Origin of the sequence: Streptomyces sp. UH6 (assembly GCF_013421635.1) — a bacterium.
GTDB classification, from domain to species: Bacteria; Actinomycetota; Actinomycetes; order Streptomycetales; family Streptomycetaceae; genus Streptomyces; species Streptomyces abyssomicinicus.
In genome coordinates, this window is sequence record NZ_JACADT010000388.1 from 1 (window position 1) to 4,957 (window position 4,957).

Consider the following 4,957-nt stretch of genomic DNA (forward strand, 5'->3'; position numbering starts at 1 on the left):
GCGCTCCAGGTAGGCCGTCAGGGTGGCCATGCTCTCGGCCGGCCAAGGCAGATTCCGGCTGAGCCCGGCCCCCTGCTCCTGCCACATCCGCCGGGCCGCGGCCTTGGTCCGCTCGCCGCCCGCGCCCTCGGCGTGGAAGGCGGAGCCGAGTTCCTCCCAGCGCCGCAGAAGGTCCTGCACCTGGGGGTCGTCCACCGGGGTGTCGTCCCGCACGTGGCCCAGCAACTGCTCGACCGGTCCGGCGAAGCGACTCCTGGCCTCCTCGACGGCGTCGGGGCCCAGCGCGGCGCGACGGCGTGCCAGCTCCTCGCGCTGCTCGTCCGTGAAACAGCTGTCCAGCATCGAGATCATCTCCAACGTCGTCATGAACTGGTCCGGATCGGGCAGCGCCCCCGCGTCGAGCTGCCGCAGCGGACCGCCGACCTGCCGGACGAGCTGCTGGAGCCGCTCGGCCTGCGCGGTCAGCTGCTCCAGCTGCGCGGCCGGCAGGGCGCGCGTGCCGGCCAGGTCCTCGGGTGCGCCGAGCACGCGCCCGATCTCCTCCAGGGGCATGCCGAGGCTGCGCAGCGTCCGTACCCGGTACAGCCGCCGCAGGTCGGCGGCGGTGTAGCGGCGGTGTCCCGCAGCCGTGCGCTCACCGGCCCGCAGCAGGCCGATCTCGTCGTAGTGGTGCAACGCGCGCACGGTCACGCCGGTGGCCTGGGCCGGCTCGCCGATGCTCCACCGGCGCCCGGGGGTGTCTTCTCCGTTCACGTGGGGCAACGCCAGGACCTCCCGCCACGTCAGGTGCAAGCCGTCACCCGGCGGCGCCTGGGATGCGGCGGGACGGGTTTACTGTGGAAGAAATGTTCCCTTTATTCCTTTCTCCCTTCGGAATCCCGGGGGCCACGATGATCGAGGAACTGCTGGTGGCGGGCGGGTCGCTGGCGGCCGTCGGCGCGGTGTACCTGTCTGCCGCGGTGCGGGTCGTCAAGCAGTACGAGCGGGGCGTCGTCTTTCGCCTGGGACGGCTTCGGGCCCCGGCGCGCGAGCCGGGACTCACGCTGATCGTTCCGGCGGTCGACCGGCTGCGGAAGGTCAACATGCAGATCGTGACCCTGCCGGTCCCCGCGCAGGAGGGGATCACGCGGGACAACGTGACCGTCAGGGTGGACGCGGTCGTCTACTTCAGGGTCGTCGACGCGGCCGACGCGATCGTCCGGGTCGAGGACTACCGTTTCGCCGTCTCGCAGATGGCGCAGACGTCGCTCCGGTCCATCATCGGCAAGAGCGACCTGGACGACCTGCTGTCCAACCGGGAGAAGCTGAACCAGGGCCTGGAGCTGATGATCGACAGCCCCGCGGTCGGCTGGGGCGTGCAGATCGACCGGGTCGAGATCAAGGACGTGTCCCTGCCGGAGAGCATGAAGCGCTCCATGGCCCGGCAGGCCGAGGCGGCCCGGGACCGGCGGGCCCGCGTCATCAACGCCGACGCGGAACTCCAGGCGTCGAAGAAGCTGGCCGAGGCGGCGCAGCAGATGGCCGACACGCCTTCCGCGCTCCAGCTGCGGCTGCTGCAGACGGTGGTGGCGGTGGCCGCCGAGAAGAACTCCACCCTCGTCCTGCCCTTCCCGGTGGAACTCCTCCGGTTCCTGGAACGCGCCGCCCAGCCGCAGGTGTCCGGAGCGGTCCAGCCGGTCAGCCGGCCGACGGCGGTGGGGCCGCCGCCGACCGCGACGGCGCCGGGGGAGGGGGCGTCGGAGAGCATCCTCCAGCGCCTGCGGGACCTCGCGGAGCATCCGCAGGGCGCGCAGGAGTGGCACCGGTAGGCCCTCGACGCCCGCCACCCCCGCCGTGCCGAGGGGCGATGCCCGGGAGGAACTCGTACGCGCCGCGGAGCCTGGTGTGCAAGCGGCCCTGGGAGACACGGCTGTCGAGCCGCACGTCGAGCGGGCCGGGCACGGAGGAGGCTGCCCGCCGACCGGAGGGCAGCCGAGCGCCGTCGAGCCCGTCACGCCGGGCGACGAGCAGCCCCAGCTCGAACCGGCTCACGGCATCCGGGCCAGCCAGATGGAAGACGCCCGCCGCATCGGAGAACGAGATCTCCCACAGGGCGGCGGCCAGGTCCTCGACGTGCACCGGGCAGCGGATGTCGTCGGTGAACAGGGCCCCTGCGCGGCTGCCGGTCGCCAGGGCGTGCGCGAGGCGCTCGTGCTCGGACCGGCCGTGCCCGACGATCAGCGAGGTGCGGGCCACGACGGCACCCGGCAGCAGGAGCCGCACCGCTGTCTCGGCAGCGGCCTTGGCGGCGCCGTAGGGGTAGACCGGATCGGGGAGGCAGCTCTCCTCGTAGCGGTCCCTCGCCCCGGAGAACACCGCGTCGCTCGACACGTGCACCAGGCGGCAGCCCAGGCCGGCCGCGGCCAGTGCCACGCGGACCGCACCGTCCGCGGTGACCGACCAGTCGGATCCGCCGCTCGACGCGTTGATCACCACCGAGGGGGCCACCTCGGCCATCACACGGGTGACACCCGCGGAGTCCCGGAGGTCCAGCGGGTACCAGGCGGCCCCCGAGGCCTGACCAGGCCGGGAGGAGTAGGAAGCGGCCGTCCTGTGCCCTGCCGCGAGCGCCTGGCGGACCAGCTCCGCGCCCAGGAAGCCGCTTCCCCCGATGACCAGAACCGTCATGGACCGACACGGTAACGGAGGGGCCCGGGACGGGGAACGCGGCCTCTACAGCAGGACCAGCAGCTTGGTGCCCGGGATCAGCTTCCGGTTGACCGAGGTGGACTGGACGAAGACGGTGTAGGCATCGTTGCTGCCCGGCGTCACGGTGACCTCCGACGCCGGCAGGCCGAGGAGCTGACGGGCGGCCGGACCGGTGAAGACCTTGCCGGTCGTCCGGCCGGTGGCCGGGTCCTTCTCCGCCACGGCGATCTGCTTCCTGGCCTGGATCTTCTCGCGCTTGGAGAGTTCGTAGAAGGCGCAGCCCGTCCTGTAGGGGTGGCCGGCGCTGGTGACGAAGTCGCGGATGGCCGTCTGCTCGTCGACGGGTATCAGCACGTACTTCCCGGCGTCCATGGCCTGGAGATTGGTCTTCACGTCGGCCGTGCTCAGGTCCTGGCCCATGGAGAAGAGGTTCCGGGTGCCGCGGACGCCCTGCTCGCGGTCCCGGAGGAACCTGGTGGCGGCCGACTTGACGGTGCCGATCGCCTCCTCGACGCCCTGGGCCGAGTCGGCGTCCCAGATCGATATGTTGCCGGTGGGGAAGCCGTACTGCTGGGCGGTGCGCTTGGCCAGGGAGTTGGGCACCATGATGGCCGAGGTCCAGTGGTCCGGCAGGCTGTTCAGCTTGTCGGCGATCCTGCTCCGCCACTCGTCCAGCAGGGCGCGGCCGTTGGGAAGGTGGTCGTGACGGCGGCCGGTCGTGTCCGCGCCGGAGGCGTTCTCCTCACCGTCGGTGACGACGACCTGGAGGAAGCTGTGCTCGCCGTACTCCTCCCAGATGTGCCCGAGGTCGTCGAGGGCCTTCACCGAGGCCTGGATCAGCGCGGTCGCGCCGTTCTCGACCGTGTAGAGGCCGCGCATGGACGGGAGGTGCTTGACGTCCATGTCCCAGACCAGGTTCTCGACCAGGTGGTCGAAGGCGTAGAGACTGATGCGGGTCTCGTGGCCGAGCCGGTCGGACTCCTCCGCGAGGCCCTTCACGAACTCGTCGACGACGCGGATGAGCTGCTCCGAATGACCCTGCATCGAGCCGGACTTGTCGATGACGAGGGCGACGTGGTTCACCAGGTGCTTCTTGAGTCGGGCCTTTGCCGTCGTGCTCATCGCGTCAGTTCCCTTCGGTTCGTCTCCCCGGACCGTGAAAAGGGCGTGCGGGGATACGGCTTCTTGAATGAGGGCTTGGCCAGTTGCCGGTCAGCGACAACCGGGACCGCGCATCCCGGCGTGGACTGTCGTTCGTCCAGCTGATGTCCTCATCCTAGGGAGGGGGACCGACAACGCGGTGGTGCGGGCCGGCGGGCAGGTGGGGGCCCGCTCACGGCGCCGGGTGCGGAGCCGTCCGGGTGCGGAGCCGCCCGGGGTCGGACCGCCGGGGGTCGGACCGCCGGGGGCCGGCCTCGACGGCGGACCGCCTCGGCGGCCCCCGGGTGATCGACCGGTCAGGGTCGTGCCGCGGCCCTCTCGGGCCGTTCGACCCCTCAGACGCGGGCGGTGGGACGGCCGAGGTACCAGACCGGGCCGTCGTCGGGGATCTCGAGGTCCTGGAAGCCCACGCGGTCGTAGAAGGCGCGTGCCGGGGTGTTGGCCTGCGCCATGCAGAGGTGGACCGCGTCGACGCCGGACTCGTGCAGGGCGGCGAGGTAGGCGTCCATGAGGGCGCGCCCCAGGCCCTTGCCCTGCCACGGCGGAAGGATGTCGATGTGCAGGTGGGCCGGGTACCCCCGGAGTTGGGGCAGCACCATGCGTTCCGGACGGTGCAGCAGGGCGGCCATCGACTGGTCGGGGGTCGGCTCGGAGCCGTCGGGCGTGGGCGGCGGGTACGCGTCGACGACGGTGGGCAGCCACTGGTCGCGGAACCAGCTGACGAACTCCGGGGTGTCGGCGGTGCCGACGATGTAGCCGACCGCCTCGCCGTCCCCGTCGTCGATGACGAAGGACAGCTCGGGCTCCCGGTCGACGTAGGGGTAGGCGAAGATCGTCGGAAGGATCGTCGGGTCGGCGTAGTGCGGCGTGGCGTCACCCCCGTTGTGGGCGGTGAGCACACAGATGCGGCCGACGGCCGGGCGGTCGGAGGACCGGTAGGGGCGCACGAAGGGCACGGACGTCATGAGACGTGATGATGGCACGTGGACGCGGTCGGTGACACGGGGTTCAGTGGGCGAACCGGCCTGCCCCGTCAGGGGCGTTCGCCGCCCCGGAGGTCGTGGCGCCGGCGGCGGCGCCGTGGGCGGCGGTGAACTCCGCGGCGTCC

The 4,957-nt window shown here is 71.9% G+C and carries 4 protein-coding genes and 1 pseudogene; 1 reads left to right on the top strand and 4 read right to left on the bottom strand.

All coding sequences use genetic code 11. The features are described 5' to 3' along the window. On the bottom strand, positions 1-753 hold a 753-nt coding region (locus HW445_RS18220; protein ID WP_308799414.1), incomplete at its 3' end, for a MerR family transcriptional regulator. Between the two features lie 137 nt (positions 754-890). Here HW445_RS18220 and HW445_RS33640 point away from each other — a divergent pair. Then, positions 891-1,808, top strand: a complete 918-nt coding sequence (locus HW445_RS33640; RefSeq protein ID WP_257231152.1) for a slipin family protein — start codon at positions 891-893, stop codon at positions 1,806-1,808. Positions 1,809-1,854: 46 nt separating this feature from the next. On the opposite strand, the pseudogene HW445_RS18225 reads toward HW445_RS33640, so the two are convergent. The 3 genes and pseudogenes from HW445_RS18225 to HW445_RS18235 all read right to left on the bottom strand — a co-directional run. Further along, a pseudogene (locus HW445_RS18225) lies at positions 1,855-2,667 on the bottom strand (SDR family oxidoreductase); the annotation flags it as partial. A gap of 45 nt (positions 2,668-2,712) precedes the next feature. Then, positions 2,713-3,810 (bottom strand): vWA domain-containing protein, encoded by a 1,098-nt coding sequence (locus tag HW445_RS18230; RefSeq protein WP_180222061.1) that lies wholly within the window; start codon positions 3,808-3,810, stop codon positions 2,713-2,715. A gap of 374 nt (positions 3,811-4,184) precedes the next feature. Continuing rightward, positions 4,185-4,814, bottom strand: a complete 630-nt coding sequence (locus HW445_RS18235) for an N-acetyltransferase (RefSeq protein WP_180222062.1) — start codon at positions 4,812-4,814, stop codon at positions 4,185-4,187. Between the last annotated feature and the right edge of the window lie 143 nt (positions 4,815-4,957).